Origin of the sequence: Candidatus Sarmatiella mevalonica (assembly GCF_016751895.1) — a bacterium.
In the GTDB taxonomy this organism is placed as follows: domain Bacteria; phylum Pseudomonadota; class Alphaproteobacteria; order Rickettsiales; family Rickettsiaceae; genus Sarmatiella; species Sarmatiella mevalonica.
Genome location: NZ_JACVVM010000001.1, coordinates 24,654 through 43,680 on the forward strand (window position 1 = coordinate 24,654; position 19,027 = coordinate 43,680).

A 19,027-nucleotide genomic window follows, 5' to 3' on the forward strand; every position below is an offset into this window, starting at 1 on the left:
AATTTGATTTTTAATCCAACATTTCATATTAGCTCAAAATTTCTCTATTGGACTCAGATCTGGTGAATAGACCTCTTGCATAACCTAAAAATGAGGAAGGCAGCATACTCTAGTATGTGAGGAGCGCAAAGGAGTTTTGACAACAAAATTACCATTTAGAATAGGTTATGCAAGAGGTCTATTTTATCGCATTATATACTCAAATTTCAACTTAATTTACTATATCACCTCAAATTTCATATTTATAGGTGAGATTGTAAACTTGAAAAATGACTTCTTGAATCAACGGATAGTTTTTTAGATAAAAAACATATATAGATCTATACATCTAGACCTCCTAAGATAAACATTACACTCCGTTGACTTATGCGGTAGATCCGCTGTTAGAACACAGTATTACCGGTATCTTTGCTATGTCCAGTAATCATACCTAAAATAGATTGCGCATAAGCATTCAGAGCACTCACAGTCATACAGTATAGAAAAAAAGAGAATACTCGCTGCGTATATGACAACAGATATAAAAACACATCCTCGTTTTGCGCCGTCATTACTACGCTAAAAAATGATATACACGTAAATGTTTTACACTCCATTGTAAACGGAAGAAATAAAGCAGCCATAGAATTAGCGATAATGCCTGAGAAAAATACTAAAAATACTAACATCAATATTGGACGTAACGCCTGAAAAAATAAAATAGATAACCATTGCTTTGTAATATCTTTCGTAGTTTCAAACATAAAACAGATTATTACTAAAGGACCAACGCATATCATTACCATAATACCTAAATAACTAGTTATAAATGAAAGCAGGACGCTCAAGAATACAATAGAAAAGCAGCATATACCTATTATAATTAACATCGCATAAAAAGTAGACCAGGAACTGAACAGCTCCGACAACAAAGACATAATCGTGTGATTCTGTTGAAAGATGCTGAGTATTGTAGTGACGATATCACTCAATACATACAGCGCGCCCTGATCTCCAGTATCTTGTATATAATATAAAATGTTATCAACAAAAGAAGTAAAAAAATCTAAGAAATAATAATTAAAAATATACCAACTCTCAGGTTTGATCAAAAGCACAACCAATATAACTTTCATGATACGTGATATCAACTCGTCAAATTTAATGCTTGCATACCCCGTCAGCACTAATAAAGAATACAAAGAGATGTAAAGAGCGGCAGCTATCATTGCTAAGTTCTGAAAGTTACCGTCTCTTACGAGATTCGAATAAAAGTCCATACTTGCTTGCTTAATCATGGCTTTAGTTGTGTCTAATATATTATCTCGTATCCATAACAATACATTAGAACCAGATATCTTATTCTTAATGTTTACAACTACAGAGCCGCTTAAATTCTTATCGCTCGCGCTAGCTCTCAGCCATAAAGACCCAGCCTCTTGCGCAATAAATATCTTGGCATCTTTGTCTATTGGAGTTCCGGCCATACTACTAGGAGGTGCGGAGTAACCCGAGCCAGGACTAAAGTTATTATGCACTAAGTATTCTGTGCGCACGCTAGCCTCCTTCACGGGCGCTCCCCCTATCTCTACTAAAAAAGCATATCTACCAAAATGTACTCGCTTTATTTTGCCATTAGCTGTGGTAGCGCGTAACTCATTTAGGGAACGATAATCCCATTGATTCATTATGGAATTAAATCCACTGATCGCTCCTTCCGTTTCAAACGCACTCTCAAAGCTCAAAAACCCATCTTGCGTGACGATAAAATCACAAAAATTATCTCCACTGCACAAACTAATATTTTGTTGCCCTGAATTAAGCTCATTTTTTTGGACATCCTTGTGTATAAAACTAATAGATCCATCTTTTATAACCTGCTTGGGTTTAAGAGAGTTATCTAATATCACAACCTTCACTCCTACTCCTTTGTCTAAGTAACACACTCCACCAGGATTATCACCGCAAGCCAAAATAGATTGAAATGGTATATTGGCATCTACAACATTCCCGGTAACCCATCCAGATGGATCATTGGAAATTTTATAACTCATATCGCCCATCTCATCCTTCTCGCAATAATTCGCTTGGATATTTTTTGGTAGCGCATTACACCAATCGCGCATATTATCGCAATAAATAATACGATTATCAAAACTACCACTACCAGTATATGTGATACTAGGTACGTTTTTCTGGTTACCGATAGCAGTTAATTCTGGCCCGAATACATTAAAAAAATCGGTGACGGGAACAATCTCTATATGTACTACATCACCAGTTTGCACTTTCATTAGCGTTGGCGCTCTTTGATTGAAATATTCAGAATAGTCACGAAACATCGCTGGGTAGTTATCACTACTCTCATAATTAGCTTGATATTGAGAAATATCGCCATTCCGTCCCTTGTACTCTAAAAAATCTTTATCCACAAAAACCTGCGCCCTTTTAAACCTAGAATCTACTCTATATAGCACCAAATATTTCTTCGGTTTCTTATGCACAGCAACAGTGTCCCAATTTATTTCGAAAACAGAAGAAGTGAAATCTTTGATACCAGTATTATACCACATTGGATCATTAAGAGTTAATTCTTCGGTTTTTAGTACCGTCTTACCATCAGGAGCTTCTATATACTTTCCACTATATTTTGCAATAAATGATTGAAAAAACTCTGCGCCATATACATTATTTGTGATCAAAAAACACAACAGAAATGCCGCATGTATCAGAGGATATCTTAACAATTTTATATAAAAATGCATGATCAACTGGTATAACAACATTGCTTTAAACCTGAGGAAATGTAATCGGGCTTTACTAATATAAAAATTATATAACAAATTTTTATATTAATATGCATAAAATTGATTTTTAGTTGCAAACAAAGTTTTGAATAACTATAAGTTAATTGTATTTTGTTTGCATTTTGATATAAGTATGCCAATGAAATTCCTTAGCAAGTGTATGAAGTATATGTTCGCACACTCTTGGACCATAAAAAGATAATGCATCAGGATGTATGCAAACAGAGAGGATGAGAGCGGGTTGCGACAGATGCATTTGTTGCAAAAATTTTCTAGCTTCTAATAGCGATAACACTTGGTACAAACAAGCATCAACATCAAACATTTGTTTCAAACGAGAAAAGGTATTGGAGAGCGTAAACAATAGACCTCTTGCATAACCTAAAAATGAAAGAGGAATTTTTAGGAAAAATGATGTTGAGCGCCGCAGCATACTCTAGTATATGAGGAGCGCAAAGGAGTTTTGACAACAAAATTACCTCACGGAATAGGTTATGCAAGAGGTCTAATAAATAAAAGCGAGTAACTCCCATCATACACAGAGTAGCGAGGATTTGAGCGTGGGAGCAACAGCGCAGTTGCCATCAAGAGTAGAGTTATGTAATGGATTTAATAAAACAGCAAAAACTCGCATATATTCTTTAGAAGATATACTCGCTTTTTTGCATAACTTTCTGTAAAAATTGATAATTAAGAGCATGGCTCGGTTTGTAAGACGTAACATTTGCAACTAAGTTACCGACACAATAAAAATCACCTATGCTATCCAACATTTTGTGCCTCACAAATTCATCATGATAACGCAGCCCCTCTTGATTCAACACATTAGTCTCGTCTAACGCTATAGCATTTTCTAGTTTCGCGCCTAAGGCAACACCCCTACTTTTTAAAACATCTAATTCCTTCACGAAACCAAAAGTACGTGCTTTAGATATCTCGGACTCAAAAGATTTATCGCTAGAAAAAGTAAGAGCTTGGTGACCTATGAGTGGATGATCAAAATTAATACTAAGAGTGATGTTCAGGGCCTTAGAATCGCAAGGAACGCCAACAATATAGCTGCCCCCACACTCTACCCTCACTTCTTTGGTAAGTTTAAGATATCTCTTATAAAACGCCTGCTCAACAACACCTGCGCAATGCATCAGAAAAAGAAATGGCTGGCTACTACCATCCATAATAGGAATTTCGCGACCATCTACCTCCACCACAGCATTGTCTATACCAAGAGCCCACATAGCAGAAAGTAGATGCTCAACGGTCATAATTTGTACATATCCATTAGTAATGGAAGTGCATAGCTGAGATTCTATAATATTAGACAGATTGAGCGGGATAACATTATTTTTGCTACAATCGGTGCGGATAAACACTATCCCTGTGTCTGCTGGCGCTGGTTTGATGGTTAAATTAATCAAATCGCCGGAATGTATACCTATACCACAGCAATTCACTAGATTACATATTGTGCGCTGCGTTTCTTTTCTCATATTTTTTTATAACAATAAATATCTTCACAACTAATCACGAACTTCTATCTTCTAAACGCATACCGTCAATATGAATAATAGAAAGAGTGCGAAGTGCGAGTGTTTTACCGCAGCACATCATCTGAATTATCATGCAAAAAGTCTCGCTTTGTAAGAAGCTTGTCTTACTCAAGATCATACTCCATATATCCCGTAGAACCAAACCCACCTTCTCCCCTAATAGATTCCGATAAATCATCTACCACAAGCCATTCTATCTTCTGATAAGGCGCCACAACCATTTGAGCAACTTTCATACCATCAGTCACTACGAATTGCTCTTTAGTATGATTCATTAATATCACTTTTATCTCCCCACGATAATCGCAATCAATAGTTCCCGGAGAATTAAGAACAGATATTCCTTTACTAGCTAAGCCAGACCTACTACGTATTTGCGCTTCAAACCCACGAGGAAGTTCTATGCCAAATCCGCACGGCACTATTACTATTCCTTGTGGAAAAAGCACCACTTCTTCTCCCCCTAAAGTCGCCACAAGATCCATACCAGCACTATCAGGTGTAGCATATTTTGGTATTGATGCAAATTCCAATATTTTTTTAATTTTTATTAACATACTTACACTATTTATAAAAGAATCAAATGAGCTTCTCATAGGTGCGTTAACACCTAATAACTATAGAATCCTGCCTAAAACTTTTAGTATTGTAATGAATCATATGATATAATTCAACTCTATAATAAAAATTTTATTACTCGCATGATTATACCTCTTACAAAACTCTATTCCCAACGATAACTGCGCCGTTGATTCGAAACCTACGCTTAATTTCACGTACATTCGAAGCTCCACGCTTGCATTTGCTCTTTACCTTAAGTGAGTTTTGCAAGAGGTCTATTATTATATTTTATCAATCCTTTATCTACTCTTCTTTGCTCGCTTGTATCTTCTGAGTAAGATTTTTTAGCAACTGCTCTGCACCTTGAGAATTAATCACAGAATCAAATTCTGCCATTTGAGTATTAATTAAGCTAATACCTTCCGTAATAATATCAATGACTTTATACGTACCATCTCCTTCAGCGCGTACAAGATAGGCGACATTCACTGGTTGGCCACTACCTTTGATTTGCGTTTGAATCAAAAAATCATTTCCATTCATATGCCGCACATTCATGATTTGAATTTCTTGGTTTTTATACGAAGACACTAAGTTAGTATAAGTTTGTATTATGTATTCTTTATACAACTTTGCCATATTTTCTAATTGCTCTGGCTGCATGCTTTTTTTATGAAATCCTAGAGCCGAATTCATCATTGCTTCAGTATTGAGGTTAACGACAATCAATTCCCGAATATTTTTCTTTTTCGACGCTTTATCAAGAGTTATATCATTCAATATACTCTTACCCTGCTCTATGAGTTTATGTACATAATTTTTCACCTTTTCACCCGCACCAGAGTCATCTTGTGGGCTAGCCGCGCTAATATTAGCTAGACTTAAAGTAAATGTTAAACAAAACATACATAACATTTTGAGGAGAGAGGAGAGTGTGTTATTAGTAGTATTATTAGTAAAATATTGCATATAAATACCTATGATTTTGTTAATTTTTAGTCTTGATAGGAGATATCAGTTGCCCATTAGGTCTCTTTCCAAACTCACGCAAGATCAGGCACAAATGCAAGAATCATACGAAGCGCAGAACGCTAAAACATACATGCAACACAAAAGATTCAAGAATCGTCAGCAACGATGCAGTTACCATCGGTGATAGAGTTTGCAAGAGGTCTACTATAAGGTATTTATCGCCTATTACTTCGGGCATATAAAACCATCTGGATAACGTACCATAAATTCTGCGCGCTGAATAATTGCCGAACGCATTGCAATATACTTATCCGTAGAGCTTCTGTCAATGATAGTAGTAAATGGCAATACAATACTTCTATCATTTATTATTTTAACAGTATTTGCGGTAAAATTAAAGATTCTATTTGGTACGAGATTTACTGGATGAAAAAGATTATTATATATCACAGTATCAAAAAAACCACGAGCCGTAGTATATCCTATAAACGGCACCACTAAAAACGGACCAGGGCCAACTGCATAATGAGCAAGCGTAGAGCTTAAATTTTGCCTTGTAGGATTGAGTTGAAAGGGGGTTGCTACATCCACCAGTCCTGCAAAACCAATACTAGAATTAATTGCAAAGCGCCAGAAACTCTCAATCATACCCCTGCCATTACCCTGCAAAAGATAACTTATAAAGGTGAATGGCATATTAATGTTATCTATCGCATTAGTTATCGCAGATTTCGCTACCCCGGGGGTGACAAAAAAATATACTGCAGCTATTGGGCGCAAGATAAAATGATCTAAATTATCATTGAATTTGAAGAAAATACGATTAATTGTTTCATACGGATCATATACTGGGCAAGCTTGAACGTTATAAGGCATCATATCGTCTTGCTGTTGTTTATAGATAAAATAATCTTCTTGCTCGTTAAAACCGCATAAACATAGTATTAACATACATTTTATACAACAACTACTCCACGCCCTCATTGCACTTTTTGTATTAAGCTTTTTAGTTAGAAAGTATAAGCATTGCATATTTTAAAACTTCAAATTCTTATATTATGATACCTAGGTGTATTGTATTATTAATATCAAAAATATTCACTAAATATAACATTAAACTTAAATATGCATTAAGTATTTCACAAAAGAAGTTATGAATAAAAATAATCAAGAGATCATCTCTCGCAAATTACAATTTATTAATGAATCTGGCACTCTAGCCATGGCAAAGAAAACCCAAGAATTGATAAAACAAGGCCATGAAATAATATCTCTCACATTAGGCGAGACAGTATTATACACTCCAGATAATGTAAAAAAAGCTGGAATTAAAGCGATTGAACAAAACTTTACTTATTATACTAATAGCGGTGGAACGGATGAACTTAAGCAAGTTATTGCGCAAAAATTTTATAGAAAAAATAATCTCAAATATAACATCGATCAAATCATCGTATCCAATGGAGCAAAACAAGTGTTATTCAATCTATTCTTTGCCTCTTTAGATGTTGGTGATGAAGTGATTATACCAACCCCATATTGGGTTTCTTATCCAGAAATAGTAAAGCTCGCCTCTGGTAAGCCGGTATTTTTAGATTGCTCAGCACAAGATGGATTTCAGATTAACGCGCAAAAACTAGAATCATTCATTTCAGATAAAACTAAATGGCTATTGCTTAACTCTCCAAATAATCCCACGGGCTGCATTTATACTAAGGAAAACTTAGAAGCTATAGCTCAAGTATTACGCAAACATAAACATGTGCATATCGTATCTGACGATATTTATGAATCTTTAACATTCGATGATCAACTGGTCTGTAACATGGCCATGATAGCTCCAGATTTGCAAGATAGAGTGTTTGTAGTAAACGGAGCGTCTAAAAGTTACTCTATGACTGGCTGGCGCATTGGCTATGGAGCCGGAAATAAGGAGCTTATTAAAGCCATGAGTATAATACAGACACAAACCACTTCTAGCCCCTCATCCATTAGCCAGAAGGCCGCGGTGGAGGCGATTGCGAACGGTGATCATTTTATTGAAATCAACAGAGCGGATTTACGACTAAAGAGATCAATCATGATGTCTTGTCTGCAACCGCCACTTTCTTATGTGCGGCCGCAAGGAGCATTTTATTTATTTTTGAACTATCAAGAGGCGCTGAGTGATGATATTAAAAACACCTATCAACTCCATACCTCGTATGATGTGAGTCAATTTTTATTAGAAAAACATCACGTAGCTACCGTAGCAGGAGCGTGCTTTGGATTAGATGGATACCTGCGCCTTTCTTATTCTGGCGACGGCGATAAAATTCGGCAAGGATGTGAAAAAATAGCTATGGCTCTACGCCAATAGACTTCAAGATGAATTAATCATAAAAATTTTAAGATGAATAAGTATTGCTAACGCAAGATTGAATATAACAATGTTTAAGAAATATACAGCCAATAAGTGGCGCGAAAGCCATCGTAGGTTAAGGGCGATGGGCGCGTTGGGTCGTTTTGCTAATGTTATTAATGCACCAAACATCAATACATCAAATATGAAGGGTCCAATAGCCTGCATATCTTGCATATACATTAGGCAAAATATAAATTGTGCGCAAAAAGCAAGAAAAACACATAGTTCGTAACGTTTAGGATTATGCCTGGCCAAATAACCTAAAATCATAATACCCCAAATTCCAACGCCATACTCCAGCGCAATACTTGTGAACGGCGAAAGAGCAACAAGCGCAAACGCCTGCATTAGAGCCCTAGCGGTGGAAACGCATTTTGTATGCATATACGTTAAATATAATTGCCCTAGAAAAATTACTATTAAAATGTTCATGGGAATTTTCCAAGACACAACCAAGATGGTAGTTAATTGCACTGCAAGGCCAACGTACAGTATCTTTGAACGCGCAATGCGAAAATTATATCCAGCAAAAAAAACAAAAAGAGGCATCGCCATTCTTCCAATAATACGACAACTAACGGCAAGATCGCCAAGATGTGGCCATGGTTCTAAGAAATACAATGCGGTATGATCGATAATCATGCACATCACCGACAAAACCTTTAATACGTCTTGATAATTAGATTTATTCAACTCGCTTACTTGCTGCGAATGATTTAGATGTTGTTTTTGCTCCTTATTAGCTTGCGATAAGTGAGGATGATTATGATGAGCGCACATTTTTTGTTTAGATTTGATAGTTTATATATGATAGAATTTATATAAGTCTTGAACAATATCAGTAATTAATTTATAATGTTACCTTACAGTGATACTCGCTGTATTGTTAGCTAGTTATAATTATTAGTTAGTTAACCTAGTGTCACGTTTTTTTAATTTAATTTTATTAACAATAAGTTTTAGAGGATTTATTATATGGACGCAACTGCTTTAAAATATATAGGAGCCGGTCTCATGGCCTTTGGTATGCTAGGCGGCGCAATTGGCGTGGGTAATATTTTTAATGGTTTGCTCAATGGAATAGCTCGCAACCCTAGCGCAAGCGAACAGCTGCAGCGCATGGCTTTTATAGGAGCGGGCTTGGCAGAAGCGATGGGATTATTTTCTTTTGTAATTGCAATGTTATTAATTTTTAGCTAAAACAGAATTATTATGTTGCCACAACTCGAAATCGAATACTATCCGTCACAAATTTTTTGGCTGTTGGTTGTATTTGTTTTTTTATATGCTTTGATTCGTTTCTGTATAGTACCTCGTTTACAGAAAGTGTTTAAAGCTCGTAGCAATGCAATGCAAGATTTAATAGATCAAACGCGAAGCTTAGTGGAACGAGCTCAGGAGTTGCGTTCTATCAGGTCTAGTGAATATCTAGATCTGCAGAGTGAGGTTCAAATTATCTCCGAAGAAGCCAACAAAGCTCTAGAAAAGTTAGGTGCTGCGCGTAAATTGGAGTTTAATAAATGGTTGGAAGAGCTGGAAGCTGATTATGGTCAACAAATGAATAAAACACTTACTGTTTTTGAAAATAAAAAAACAGACTATGCTTTTGATCTAGCTCAACTTCTCTTGAAACAGATGTTGCCTAATGTTGACGCAACTAAGCTCAAGCAGTATATTGAGACAAAATAAAAAGAAATAGAAGATCATGCACCACATCATTAGTGAAAACTTTATAATAGCCCTCTGCTTTATCGCGTTTATATACGCATTATATCGGCCTGTGCGCAAAAATTTTTTAGGGGTTTTAGATAAGAATATCGACGATATCAAGAAGAAATTTGAAGAGCTAGAACAACTTAAAAATGAAGCTCACACTTCCCTACGTCGCGCCGAAGAGGGGATAGGTAAACTTAATGCAGAAAAGGGGTCAGTGCTTGCAAGTGCTCGCACTCAGGCGAAAGATATGCTAGAGCGCAAGACTCTCGAGCTAGAATCTTTTATTGAGCGTAAGAAGGTTGATGCTACCTTACGCTTCGAAGCCAGCGCGCGTGCATCGCATGAGCAATTTGAAACTCAACTGAAAGATATAGTATCTGCAGCTGTGGTAGAGTATTTAAAAGGCGCGGAGGTAAATGCTAGTGATTTAGAGATAGCTCAGAAGTTAGGCTTCTCATCGGAACCAGAACGCAAGAAGAAGCGCGTCACAAATTAAACGAAACCACGTCAACACACAAGCGGGTTATTTTTCCTCCAAACTCCACCTCGCTCTGGGTCTAAATAGTAAGTCGTTTTGTTTCTGAGCGCAAAATCGCTCCCATCCTGCTTGCGCTATCATCACTCCATTATCAGTGCATAAATTAATTGGTGGTACAAGAAAATTATATCCCATCTCTGCAGCGCTCTGAGTTAACATTTGTCTAATATATAAGTTAGCCCCTACCCCGCCTGATAAAACAAAACTGCGCTCGCCACCGCCCGTTTCAAACTGTTCATACAATTGCATAGCTTTGAGGGTTTTAACTCGCAGCATCTGAGCTACCACTTGCTGAAAACTAGCGCATACATCATTAATCTTTTGTTCGTCCATAGGAGCGAGTTTCTCGATTAATAACTTTGCTGCGGTCTTTAAGCCAGAAAGAGACAAATTGCAATGGTCCTGATTAATTAATGGCTTAGGTAAATCGTATATAGGAAAGCCCTTACTCGCCCTCCTTTCTATTTCTGGCCCACCTGGAAATCCTAAATTCAGCATCTTAGCCACCTTATCAAAAGCTTCGCCTACGGCATCGTCTAATGTAGTACCTAATATCTTGTATCTACCTAACCCCCGTACCTGAATGAACTGCGAATGTCCACCAGAAACTAGCAGCAATAAATAAGGATAGTCTAATTTATACACCAAGCGCACCATGAGCGCGTGTCCTTCCAGATGGTTTACTGCAATGAAAGGTTTTTTTAAAATGGACGCTAAAGTCTTGCCAAACACACACCCAACCATCACCCCTCCAATCAACCCTGGGCCACATGAAGCCGCCACTACGTCAATTTGATCACTTCTAATTTTAGCTTCCTCTAAGGCTCTTAGGAATGCAGTTTGGATGTTTGTTACATGCGATCTAGCCGCTATTTCTGGCACAACGCCAGCATAAGGTTTTTGCTCGATATGTTGTGAGATAATTACATTCGCCAATATTTCGTTATTGTTGATAATTGCCACACACGTGTCATCGCAACTAGATTCTATACCTAATACAAACACTATTTTTACCTAAAATTTTATCTAAAACTAAACGCTAATATAATTGAGGGAAGTATTTTTTAATCATCTCACTAGAACAATTAGCCACCTGATCTGGCTTCAGATCTCCTAGCTTAAACGGCCCATAGCCTACGCGAATTAATCTACTAACCTGGGCATGAAAAAATGTGCAAATTTTACGAATTTCACGATTTTTACCTTCCCACAAAATTAATTTTAACCAATGATGATTTTGGCTGCTGGAAATGAGAGAAATGCTGTCTAAAGAGTAATCTATACAATCTATACTAACAGTTTTATTGTTCTTAAAATATCGAAACATCTCCTCGATGTAATTTTTTTTACAATATACTCGCACCTTATACTCCCGCGCTATCTTGTTCTGCGGCAGCTCTAAATAGCGTGCAAATTGGCCGCTATTGGTTAGTATCAACAACCCCTCACTATTAATATCTAACCTACCAACGCTTATCATTTTTTGTTGAGCAAGATGCGCATATCTCCCTTTCACCCTTTCAAATACACAATCCCGCCCTTGAGGATCGCGCGCGCTGGTTATCACTCCAACTGGCTTATAATAAAGCCATACTGCAGGCTGAGTAATGTCGCTCACATTAAGCAATTCGCCATCGATGCAAATTTTATGAGCCGCTACATCGCCTATTTTAAAACCAACTTCAGAAACTACAATACCATCCACATCCACCCTTGCATCTAAAATTAATCGCTCAGCATCTCTTCGAGAATAAACGCTATGAGCTGCAATAATCTTTGCTAATCTTTGGGTCATAAATTTTTAAATGATATTATGTGATGGTGGTATCATAACTTAAACTCATCAATTAATGCATTGTGTAAACTTTCAACAAAATGATGTAAATCTATCGAATTCACATACGCACACATCACAAGCTCTCCTATTTCTAACATCACCACGTCTAAACAAAAACTCTCCAGCTTCTGCGTTAAAATTTGCAAAAGCTTTGCATGATTTTTTATTCCGTATCCCACTAAAGATACTGCGCCTATTTGCATATTAATATGATAACGAATATCTGCTTGATTCAGTATATTCTTCACTTCCTCCACTTCGTTTAGTGGTAAAATGCATCTTACGCTCTTAGTCACGCCCTGTGTATGATGTATAATTTTCATAATCTCCACCTCTTTTTCGATTAATAGCGACAACCCACTCTGCCAACTATCCTCATCCATCGTTAACAGAAAAAGAGATTTGTTTACGACTATAGATTCCACTCGCACCCCTTCTAATCCCTCTTGAACGCAGTTATTCATTTCTCGCACTTCGTTAAACTCATATTCTTTTTTCGCGCCGCGCCCTTGTTCATCGACGTTATTAATAATTGGATCTTTTGCAGTATGGTAGATGCTCGTACCATCCTCGCTACAGTCAAAGCTAGAAAGCACCCTCACATCTATCTTATATCTATAACAAATTTCCATACATCGAGTAGCTAACACCTTCGCCCCACTCGCAGAGAGCGCTAGCATTGTTCTTGCATCAATGATTGGAAATTTTTTGAGTTGTTCTTGAGGTATGATGCGTGGATCGGCACTATACACCCCATTGACATCAGTATAAATATCACATCTTTTGGCATTAAGAGCTGCTGCCAATAATAACGCGGTAGTGTCAGAACCACCTCTTCCTAATGTTGTAACGCGCCCAGTTGTTTCGCTCACACCAGTAAAACCTGTGATGATGGGAATAACGCCACTATCTAACATTTTATGCACCGCTCTCACGTCTATCTCTTTTACTAACGCCTTGCCATGGCTAGAGTTGGTGATGATAGGTATTTGCCAAAATTGCAAAGAGCAAGCGGCGTATGAAAAGCTATTTAACGCAATGGCGAGCAGGGCCGATGCTAAGCATTCGCCAGTAGCAAGCGCAGCATCTTTTTCAATAAGTGTATTATAACGACAATTAAGATATTTTAGCCGTGAAGAAGATAAGGAACTATAATGTTTATTTGATGAAATTTGATTAAAAATACTAGAAGAGTCAGCTTGCTCTACTTCTGCAATAACCTCATGACATAAGTCTAAGAGCGAATTAGTTGTGCCAGACATAGCAGACACAACTATCACAGGTTTAACACCTAACTTCAGAGTATTTGTTATAATGCGCGCAACTCGCGCTATGCGCGCCGCACTACCTACAGAGGTGCCACCAAACTTCTGCACAATAATTTTGGAGTTATGAGTGACAGTAGACATAAACTCTTGAAACTCTCAAAACTTTTTACTTACTCGCTGATGCGCTCACTAAATTGAAATACTTGCATTCTATTCAGTTTGCATTCTGCTCGGTTTGAATTTTACGCAGCTTATTGCATAATTTCAATTGCGGCAAAGAAAAAAGCAATCTCTCTTTTGGCGCTCTCAATGCTATCTGAGCCATGTACAGTATTTTTGCTAATATCTACGCCAAGATCACGTCTGATAGTACCCACTTCGCACTGAGCGGGGTCAGGATAAGCGCCCATAATTTTGCGGTTCATAGATACAGCATCATTGCCTTGCAACACCTGCACCACAACATATCCGTCGGTAATATTTTCTACCAATTCATTAAAGAAAGGTCTTTCTTTATGTTCCGCATAAAAAGCAGATGCCTGTTGTACAGTAAGCTTTAGCATCTTCTGCGCCACTACCCTCAGCCCAGCTTTTTCAAAATAAGCATTGACCGCACCAGTAATATTTCTCTTAGTTGCGTCAGGTTTAATAATGGATAAAGTGTGCTCCGTCATATATAAAATCCTTATTTGCATAAAATTTAGCTATTCTAGAATCAAAACTATACACGTTTTCTTGCTGTTATGTCAATATATTGTTAATCTTTAATGCTTTGATGGATATACGGAATATTTTATTAAAGCTACCATGGATATTATGAATAGAGGTGAATATGCGAAAGTTAGTGCGCGATGAAATTCCTAAAATTATCGAGAAAACTGGGCGAGGTTGTAATGTACGTGTACTTGATGAGGAAGAATACTTTCTAGAACTTAAAAAAAAGCTAGTCGAAGAAGTTGATGAGTTTCTTGCGGAAACAAACCTGGAGGAGCTAGCCGATATCGTAGAAGTGATCTATGCATTAGCAAAAGCCATCGGCCATGATGTTAAAAAGCTTGACTCGATGAGACGTAAAAAAAAATCTGAACGAGGAGCGTTCGAACAAAAGCTATTCTTAGAGTCGACAGATAATTAATAACATGCACGCAATATACAATAGTCTTAAGTCAAACTAACGTCTTGTATTATTGATCAGACAAAAGTAGTATGCTATAATCGCAGTTAATTTTTTTTAGAGTTAAAAAAGAGTTAAAAAGCAAACTACATATACTTAAAAATATTTATTGATGACAAAAGAAGAATTAATGGAGTTTTCTGGCACAGTTCTAGAACTCCTACCAAACGCACATTTTAAGGTTCAACTAGATAATGGTCATATAATTATTGCTCACACTTCTGGTAGGATGCGTAAAAATCGCATCAGAATTTTAATGGGTGATAATGTGGTTGTAGAGATGACGCCCTATGACTTAACGAAAGGACGAGTGGTGTTACGCAAATAAACAAACTAGTTTAAAAAATAAATAATCCAGTTTTAGGTTCAGCATATAATCGCACATACATTTTGAGTATACTTGCACATGAAGGAAGAGATGAAAAAATTATTTATTAAAACTTACGGCTGCCAGATGAATGTTTATGATTCAGATAGAATCGAAGGCTTGCTTAGCTCATGCGGATATGTGAGCACTCAAGACAAAGACGAGGCAGACGTTATTGTTCTAAACACCTGTCATATTCGCGAAAAAGCAGCGGAGAAGCTTTATTCTGAACTCGGTAGAGTGAATAAAATCAAACAGGCAAGGCAAAACCAACAAAAAGACATGACAATCGTAGTGGCGGGGTGTGTTGGGCAAGCAGAAGGTAGCGAGATCTTTTCACGCGCACCATATGTAGATGTGGTGGTTGGCCCGCAATCTTATCATAACCTGCCATCATTGCTGGAAAAAATTAAATTGGAAGGAAGGCATTTAATAGATTTAGATTTTGGTTTTGAAGAAAAATTTGATAAACTGCCAGAAAATTCCAAAGCGCAAGGAGTGGTGAGCTATCTTTCAATTCAGGAAGGTTGCGATAAGTTTTGTCATTTTTGCGTAGTGCCATATACTAGAGGAGCAGAGTTTTCTCGCCCAGTAGAGCAGGTATACAATGAAGCATTGATGCTGGCTGCGAATGGCGCGAAAGAAATTGTGTTGTTAGGTCAGAATGTGAATGCGTATCATGGTAGTTTTAATGGTTCTACTTATTCTTTAGCAGACCTCATCTCTAAAATCGCTCAAATTTCTAGCTTGCAAAGAATTAGATACACCACTTCTCACCCAAGAGACATGAGCCAAGATTTAATCGCATTGCATGGCAAAGAAGAAAAACTCATGCCATTCCTACATTTGCCCATTCAATCAGGTTCAGACAAAATCTTAAGTGCAATGAATAGAAAACACACTGCGCAGTATTATTTAGAAGTCATAGACCAGCTCAGGGCTGCTAGGCCAGATATTGCCTTGCATACAGATATTATAGTAGGCTTTCCCACCGAGACCGAAGAAGATTTCGAGCAAACTATGAAGTTAGTAGAGCAAGTGGGATATATGAACTGTTTTTCTTTTATGTATAGTCCAAGGCCAGGCACGCCAGCTGCTACGGCAGAGCAAATACCATCGGAAGTGAAATATGAAAGGTTGCAGAGGTTGCAACAACTAATACGCTCGATGTATCATAATTTTAATAAAGCGTGTGTTGGTCATGTCATGCCAGTACTGTTTGACAAAATTGGTAAACATCCAAACCAAGTAGTTGGCAACTCTCCTTATATGCATTCTGTTTATATAGACAATGCTCAAGATTTATTAAATAAGTTAGTGGATGTGAAAATTGAGAAAGGTTATGCTAATAGTGTGCGAGGAGTAGTGGTGTAAAAACATTATATAGTTTTAGGATATTCGTTTAAATTCATTTAAATTTAAATGTTATATATCCTTGTATTGTTTTTATATAATATGTAGACAAAAAAAATAATAAAAGAGGTTTGTTTGTTCAAAGTCTTCGCGTTCTGTCTAAAATGCTTAGCCGTCGCCTCCACTCTTGGCGCAGCTCTGTTCGCCGTTTTATTTTTTTATTACTCCAAGGACTTACCAAACTACAGCGAGTTAGAAAACTACTACCCTCCCTGCGTTACACGCATTTATTCCTATGATGGTAAGTTGTTAGAAGAATACGCAACAGAGCATCGCATATTTGTACCATTCAAACTTATTCCAAAATCTTTAGTAGACGCATTCGTTTCAGCAGAAGATAAAAATTTTTTTCAACATCAAGGTTTAGATCTAGTTAGTACCACTAGAGCTGCAATCAATAGCATCATTAATCTCCTACAAAATAAAAGGGTAGAGGGTGGATCAAGCATCACTCAACAAGTAGTCAAAAACTTTTTATTAGGCAATGAGCGCTCCATTTCGCGCAAAATCAAAGAGGCTATTTTATCATATCGAGTATCTCAGATTTTTAGCAAAGAAAGAGTGTTAGAACTCTACTTAAATCAAATTTTTCTAGGCAAGGGCTATGGGGTAGTCGCTGCTGCCCAAGCGTATTTTAACAAATCTCTTGATGAATTAACTATAGAAGAGTCTGCCCTACTAGCCGCCCTACCTAAAGCACCGTCTTCGGTTAATCCTGAAAAAAACTATAATCGCGCAAAGATTCGTAGAGATTATGTGATTAATAGAATGCTAGAAGATGGCTACATCACCACTCAAGCAGCGCAGAAGGCTATAGATACTCCTATTGTGTTAACTAAAAGACCAAAAACAGAAACGGTATCAGCGCATTATTACGCAGAACATGTGCGCAATGAGGCAATAAAAATAGTAGGAAAAGAAAATTTTTATAATGATGGTTTATTCATCGTCACCTGCCTAGATAGCGTTATACAAGAAAACGCCAAGAATGCTCTGCGCAAAGGTATAGAAGATTACGATCGCTCGAAAGGTTTTAGAGGTAGCTCTGGCAAAGTAACGGATCTAAAGAATGCGCAACAAGAATTAAATAATTTTACACAACAAAACCCCCTCCCTCCTGGTTACGAGTGGGCCTGCGTGATGGAAGTGCAAGACAAAAATGCTAAAATTCTTTCAGTAAGCGCCGCAGAACACAGCCTTAACATCAAAGATGCAAATTGGGCTAAATCTAACCTCACATCCATAAAACAAATTCTCAATATATGCGATATTATTGCTGTTACGCATCAAGATGGGCGAGTATTACTAACGCAAAAACCGAAAATCAATGGAGGTATTATAGTAATAAATCCTACGGACGGCAAAGTGTTAGCTATGCAAGGAGGATATGATTTTGAGGAAAATAAATTCAATAGAGTCACGCAAGCTATGCGCCAACCAGGCTCTACAATCAAACCTTTCGTTTATCTCGCAGCTCTAGAAGATGGTATAGAACAAACTAAAATCTTTAGCGATGGTCCAATAGATATCTACCAAGGCCCAGGCCTTCCTATCTGGCGTCCAAAAAATTATAGAAATAATTTTTTAGGACAAATTACTATGCGTACGGGTCTAGAAAGATCTCGTAATTTAGTTACCGTGCGCGTCGCAAAGGAGGTGGGATTAGAGCATATAGTATCTCTAATTAAAAGACTGGAAATCCATCCAAATCCCACTCAAAGATATTCGGTGGTGCTTGGCGCACTAGAAACTACTTTAGAAAAAATGAGCTGCGCCTATGCAGCCCTTGCAAATGATGGCTGTAAAGTGAATTTACATTTTATAGAAATGATCAAAGATAGAAACGGCAGAGTGTTGTATAGGCGAGATACGAGAGCTGGCAAAAAATTCGCTATTACCGATAATCAAGACACCCCCCCAGACATCCCCCCAGTGCAAACGCAGCGCTTGATAGACTCAGCCACGAACTATCAGTTAGTCTCCATGCTCACTGGAGTTGTGCAAAGAGGCACTGCGCGCAAAGCGCTTTGTCTTGGTAAAACAATAGCTGGTAAAACTGGCACAACTAATGATAGCAAAGATGTATGGTTTATGGGTTTTACTCCTTATGTAGTGGTGGGCACCTACATGGGGTTTGACCAACCTAAATCACTGGGGCAATCAGCTACTGGCGGCAGTGTAGCACTACCTGTATTTATAGAATTTATGCAACAATCTTATGCTTCTGTTGGTTCTATTGAATTTGTAGTGCCTTCAGATATTGCATTTAAAGAAGTGCATGGCATTCAGGAACCTATGAGAAAATTTTTAAACAATATGCATCATAATGATGATATATTCAATAAAATCGACAAAAAGAATGATAAAGATAATTATAATGGTATTATTTATTAATAAACCTTTAGTTACTTACTCTTCATAATCTCAGAAAAAATTATTCT

Annotated in this window: 20 protein-coding genes; 9 read left to right on the top strand and 11 right to left on the bottom strand. The window is 37.3% G+C overall.

Going from position 1 to position 19,027, the window contains the following annotated elements:
- Window positions 1-383: 383 nt before the first annotated feature.
- The 5 genes from Sarmat_RS00165 to Sarmat_RS00185 form a co-directional block, all read right to left on the bottom strand.
- Window positions 384-2,681 carry a TrbL/VirB6 family protein gene (locus Sarmat_RS00165; RefSeq protein ID WP_202148839.1) on the bottom strand — a complete coding sequence of 766 codons (2,298 nt, stop codon included), beginning with the start codon at window positions 2,679-2,681 and terminating at the stop codon, window positions 384-386.
- A 422-nt stretch (window positions 2,682-3,103) separates the two neighbouring features.
- Window positions 3,104-3,286: a hypothetical protein gene (locus tag Sarmat_RS00170; protein WP_202148840.1), complete on the bottom strand. Its 183-nt coding sequence runs from the start codon at window positions 3,284-3,286 to the stop codon at window positions 3,104-3,106.
- Window positions 3,287-3,427: 141 nt separating this feature from the next.
- Entirely contained in the window at window positions 3,428-4,276 is an 849-nt protein-coding gene (lpxC, locus tag Sarmat_RS00175) for a UDP-3-O-acyl-N-acetylglucosamine deacetylase (RefSeq protein ID WP_202148841.1), read from the bottom strand.
- 164 nt (window positions 4,277-4,440) lie between these two features.
- Entirely contained in the window at window positions 4,441-4,893 is a 453-nt protein-coding gene (gene dut / locus Sarmat_RS00180) for a dUTP diphosphatase (RefSeq protein WP_202148842.1), read from the bottom strand.
- 307 nt (window positions 4,894-5,200) lie between these two features.
- The gene (locus Sarmat_RS00185) at window positions 5,201-5,866 is read right to left on the bottom strand and encodes an MlaC/ttg2D family ABC transporter substrate-binding protein (protein ID WP_202148843.1); all 666 of its coding nucleotides are present in this window, start codon (window positions 5,864-5,866) and stop codon (window positions 5,201-5,203) included.
- A 16-nt stretch (window positions 5,867-5,882) separates the two neighbouring features.
- Between Sarmat_RS00185 and Sarmat_RS00190 the strand changes: the two genes are divergently transcribed.
- Window positions 5,883-6,053 (top strand): hypothetical protein, encoded by a 171-nt coding sequence (locus Sarmat_RS00190; protein ID WP_202148844.1) that lies wholly within the window; start codon window positions 5,883-5,885, stop codon window positions 6,051-6,053.
- A gap of 41 nt (window positions 6,054-6,094) precedes the next feature.
- On the opposite strand, the gene Sarmat_RS00195 is transcribed toward Sarmat_RS00190, so the two are convergent.
- Window positions 6,095-6,820 carry an MlaA family lipoprotein gene (locus tag Sarmat_RS00195; protein WP_202148845.1) on the bottom strand — a complete coding sequence of 242 codons (726 nt, stop codon included), beginning with the start codon at window positions 6,818-6,820 and terminating at the stop codon, window positions 6,095-6,097.
- 202 nt (window positions 6,821-7,022) lie between these two features.
- Here Sarmat_RS00195 and Sarmat_RS00200 point away from each other — a divergent pair, with 202 nt between their 5' ends.
- Window positions 7,023-8,228 carry a pyridoxal phosphate-dependent aminotransferase gene (locus tag Sarmat_RS00200; protein WP_202148846.1) on the top strand — a complete coding sequence of 402 codons (1,206 nt, stop codon included), beginning with the start codon at window positions 7,023-7,025 and terminating at the stop codon, window positions 8,226-8,228.
- 3 nt (window positions 8,229-8,231) lie between these two features.
- On the opposite strand, the gene Sarmat_RS00205 is transcribed toward Sarmat_RS00200, so the two are convergent.
- Entirely contained in the window at window positions 8,232-8,966 is a 735-nt protein-coding gene (locus tag Sarmat_RS00205; protein WP_207187021.1) for a TraX family protein, read from the bottom strand.
- Between the two features lie 282 nt (window positions 8,967-9,248).
- Here Sarmat_RS00205 and Sarmat_RS00210 point away from each other — a divergent pair, with 282 nt between their 5' ends.
- From Sarmat_RS00210 to Sarmat_RS00220, 3 genes are read left to right on the top strand one after another with little or no spacing between them, the layout of a single operon-like run.
- Window positions 9,249-9,473 carry a F0F1 ATP synthase subunit C gene (locus tag Sarmat_RS00210; RefSeq protein ID WP_202148848.1) on the top strand — a complete coding sequence of 75 codons (225 nt, stop codon included), beginning with the start codon at window positions 9,249-9,251 and terminating at the stop codon, window positions 9,471-9,473.
- Between the two features lie 12 nt (window positions 9,474-9,485).
- Window positions 9,486-9,962: a F0F1 ATP synthase subunit B family protein gene (locus tag Sarmat_RS00215; RefSeq protein ID WP_202148849.1), complete on the top strand. Its 477-nt coding sequence runs from the start codon at window positions 9,486-9,488 to the stop codon at window positions 9,960-9,962.
- Window positions 9,963-9,978: 16 nt separating this feature from the next.
- Window positions 9,979-10,485 (top strand): ATP synthase subunit B family protein, encoded by a 507-nt coding sequence (locus tag Sarmat_RS00220; RefSeq protein ID WP_202148850.1) that lies wholly within the window; start codon window positions 9,979-9,981, stop codon window positions 10,483-10,485.
- 27 nt (window positions 10,486-10,512) lie between these two features.
- On the opposite strand, the gene tsaD is transcribed toward Sarmat_RS00220, so the two are convergent.
- From tsaD to ndk, 4 genes are all read right to left on the bottom strand, one after another.
- Window positions 10,513-11,535 carry a tRNA (adenosine(37)-N6)-threonylcarbamoyltransferase complex transferase subunit TsaD gene (gene tsaD / locus Sarmat_RS00225; protein ID WP_202148866.1) on the bottom strand — a complete coding sequence of 341 codons (1,023 nt, stop codon included), beginning with the start codon at window positions 11,533-11,535 and terminating at the stop codon, window positions 10,513-10,515.
- Window positions 11,536-11,566: 31 nt separating this feature from the next.
- Complete coding sequence (locus Sarmat_RS00230) at window positions 11,567-12,322, bottom strand: pseudouridine synthase (RefSeq protein WP_202148851.1); 756 nt, start codon at window positions 12,320-12,322, stop codon at window positions 11,567-11,569.
- Window positions 12,323-12,354: 32 nt separating this feature from the next.
- Complete coding sequence (locus tag Sarmat_RS00235; RefSeq protein ID WP_202148852.1) at window positions 12,355-13,773, bottom strand: aspartate kinase; 1,419 nt, start codon at window positions 13,771-13,773, stop codon at window positions 12,355-12,357.
- A 110-nt stretch (window positions 13,774-13,883) separates the two neighbouring features.
- Window positions 13,884-14,306, bottom strand: a complete 423-nt coding sequence (ndk, locus tag Sarmat_RS00240; RefSeq protein WP_202148853.1) for a nucleoside-diphosphate kinase — start codon at window positions 14,304-14,306, stop codon at window positions 13,884-13,886.
- Between the two features lie 158 nt (window positions 14,307-14,464).
- Here ndk and Sarmat_RS00245 point away from each other — a divergent pair, with 158 nt between their 5' ends.
- From Sarmat_RS00245 to Sarmat_RS00260, 4 genes are all read left to right on the top strand, one after another.
- Window positions 14,465-14,767 carry a nucleoside triphosphate pyrophosphohydrolase gene (locus Sarmat_RS00245; protein ID WP_202148854.1) on the top strand — a complete coding sequence of 101 codons (303 nt, stop codon included), beginning with the start codon at window positions 14,465-14,467 and terminating at the stop codon, window positions 14,765-14,767.
- Between the two features lie 151 nt (window positions 14,768-14,918).
- Complete coding sequence (infA, locus tag Sarmat_RS00250; RefSeq protein WP_202148867.1) at window positions 14,919-15,134, top strand: translation initiation factor IF-1; 216 nt, start codon at window positions 14,919-14,921, stop codon at window positions 15,132-15,134.
- 90 nt (window positions 15,135-15,224) lie between these two features.
- Complete coding sequence (miaB, locus tag Sarmat_RS00255) at window positions 15,225-16,547, top strand: tRNA (N6-isopentenyl adenosine(37)-C2)-methylthiotransferase MiaB (protein ID WP_202148855.1); 1,323 nt, start codon at window positions 15,225-15,227, stop codon at window positions 16,545-16,547.
- A gap of 114 nt (window positions 16,548-16,661) precedes the next feature.
- A complete protein-coding gene (locus tag Sarmat_RS00260; RefSeq protein WP_202148856.1) occupies window positions 16,662-18,980 on the top strand; it encodes a penicillin-binding protein 1A in 2,319 nt (772 codons plus the stop codon).
- The last annotated feature ends 47 nt before the right edge of the window (window positions 18,981-19,027 follow it).

Excerpts from the sequence above, each read along its gene's own strand:
- Sarmat_RS00230 (WP_202148851.1), bottom strand. The coding sequence starts at position 12,322 with ATGACCCAAAGATTAGCAAAGATTATTGCAGCTCATAGCGTTTATTCT.
- dut (WP_202148842.1), bottom strand. The coding sequence starts at position 4,893 with ATGTTAATAAAAATTAAAAAAATATTGGAATTTGCATCAATACCAAAA.
- Sarmat_RS00220 (WP_202148850.1), top strand. The coding sequence starts at position 9,979 with ATGCACCACATCATTAGTGAAAACTTTATAATAGCCCTCTGCTTTATC.
- Sarmat_RS00210 (WP_202148848.1), top strand. The coding sequence starts at position 9,249 with ATGGACGCAACTGCTTTAAAATATATAGGAGCCGGTCTCATGGCCTTT.
- Sarmat_RS00235 (WP_202148852.1), bottom strand. The coding sequence starts at position 13,773 with ATGTCTACTGTCACTCATAACTCCAAAATTATTGTGCAGAAGTTTGGT.
- Sarmat_RS00195 (WP_202148845.1), bottom strand. The coding sequence starts at position 6,820 with ATGTTAATACTATGTTTATGCGGTTTTAACGAGCAAGAAGATTATTTT.
- Sarmat_RS00215 (WP_202148849.1), top strand. The coding sequence starts at position 9,486 with ATGTTGCCACAACTCGAAATCGAATACTATCCGTCACAAATTTTTTGG.
- infA (WP_202148867.1), top strand. The coding sequence starts at position 14,919 with ATGACAAAAGAAGAATTAATGGAGTTTTCTGGCACAGTTCTAGAACTC.
- miaB (WP_202148855.1), top strand. The coding sequence starts at position 15,225 with ATGAAAAAATTATTTATTAAAACTTACGGCTGCCAGATGAATGTTTAT.
- Sarmat_RS00200 (WP_202148846.1), top strand. The coding sequence starts at position 7,023 with ATGAATAAAAATAATCAAGAGATCATCTCTCGCAAATTACAATTTATT.
- ndk (WP_202148853.1), bottom strand. The coding sequence starts at position 14,306 with ATGACGGAGCACACTTTATCCATTATTAAACCTGACGCAACTAAGAGA.
- Sarmat_RS00245 (WP_202148854.1), top strand. The coding sequence starts at position 14,465 with ATGCGAAAGTTAGTGCGCGATGAAATTCCTAAAATTATCGAGAAAACT.
- Sarmat_RS00185 (WP_202148843.1), bottom strand. The coding sequence starts at position 5,866 with ATGCAATATTTTACTAATAATACTACTAATAACACACTCTCCTCTCTC.
- lpxC (WP_202148841.1), bottom strand. The coding sequence starts at position 4,276 with ATGAGAAAAGAAACGCAGCGCACAATATGTAATCTAGTGAATTGCTGT.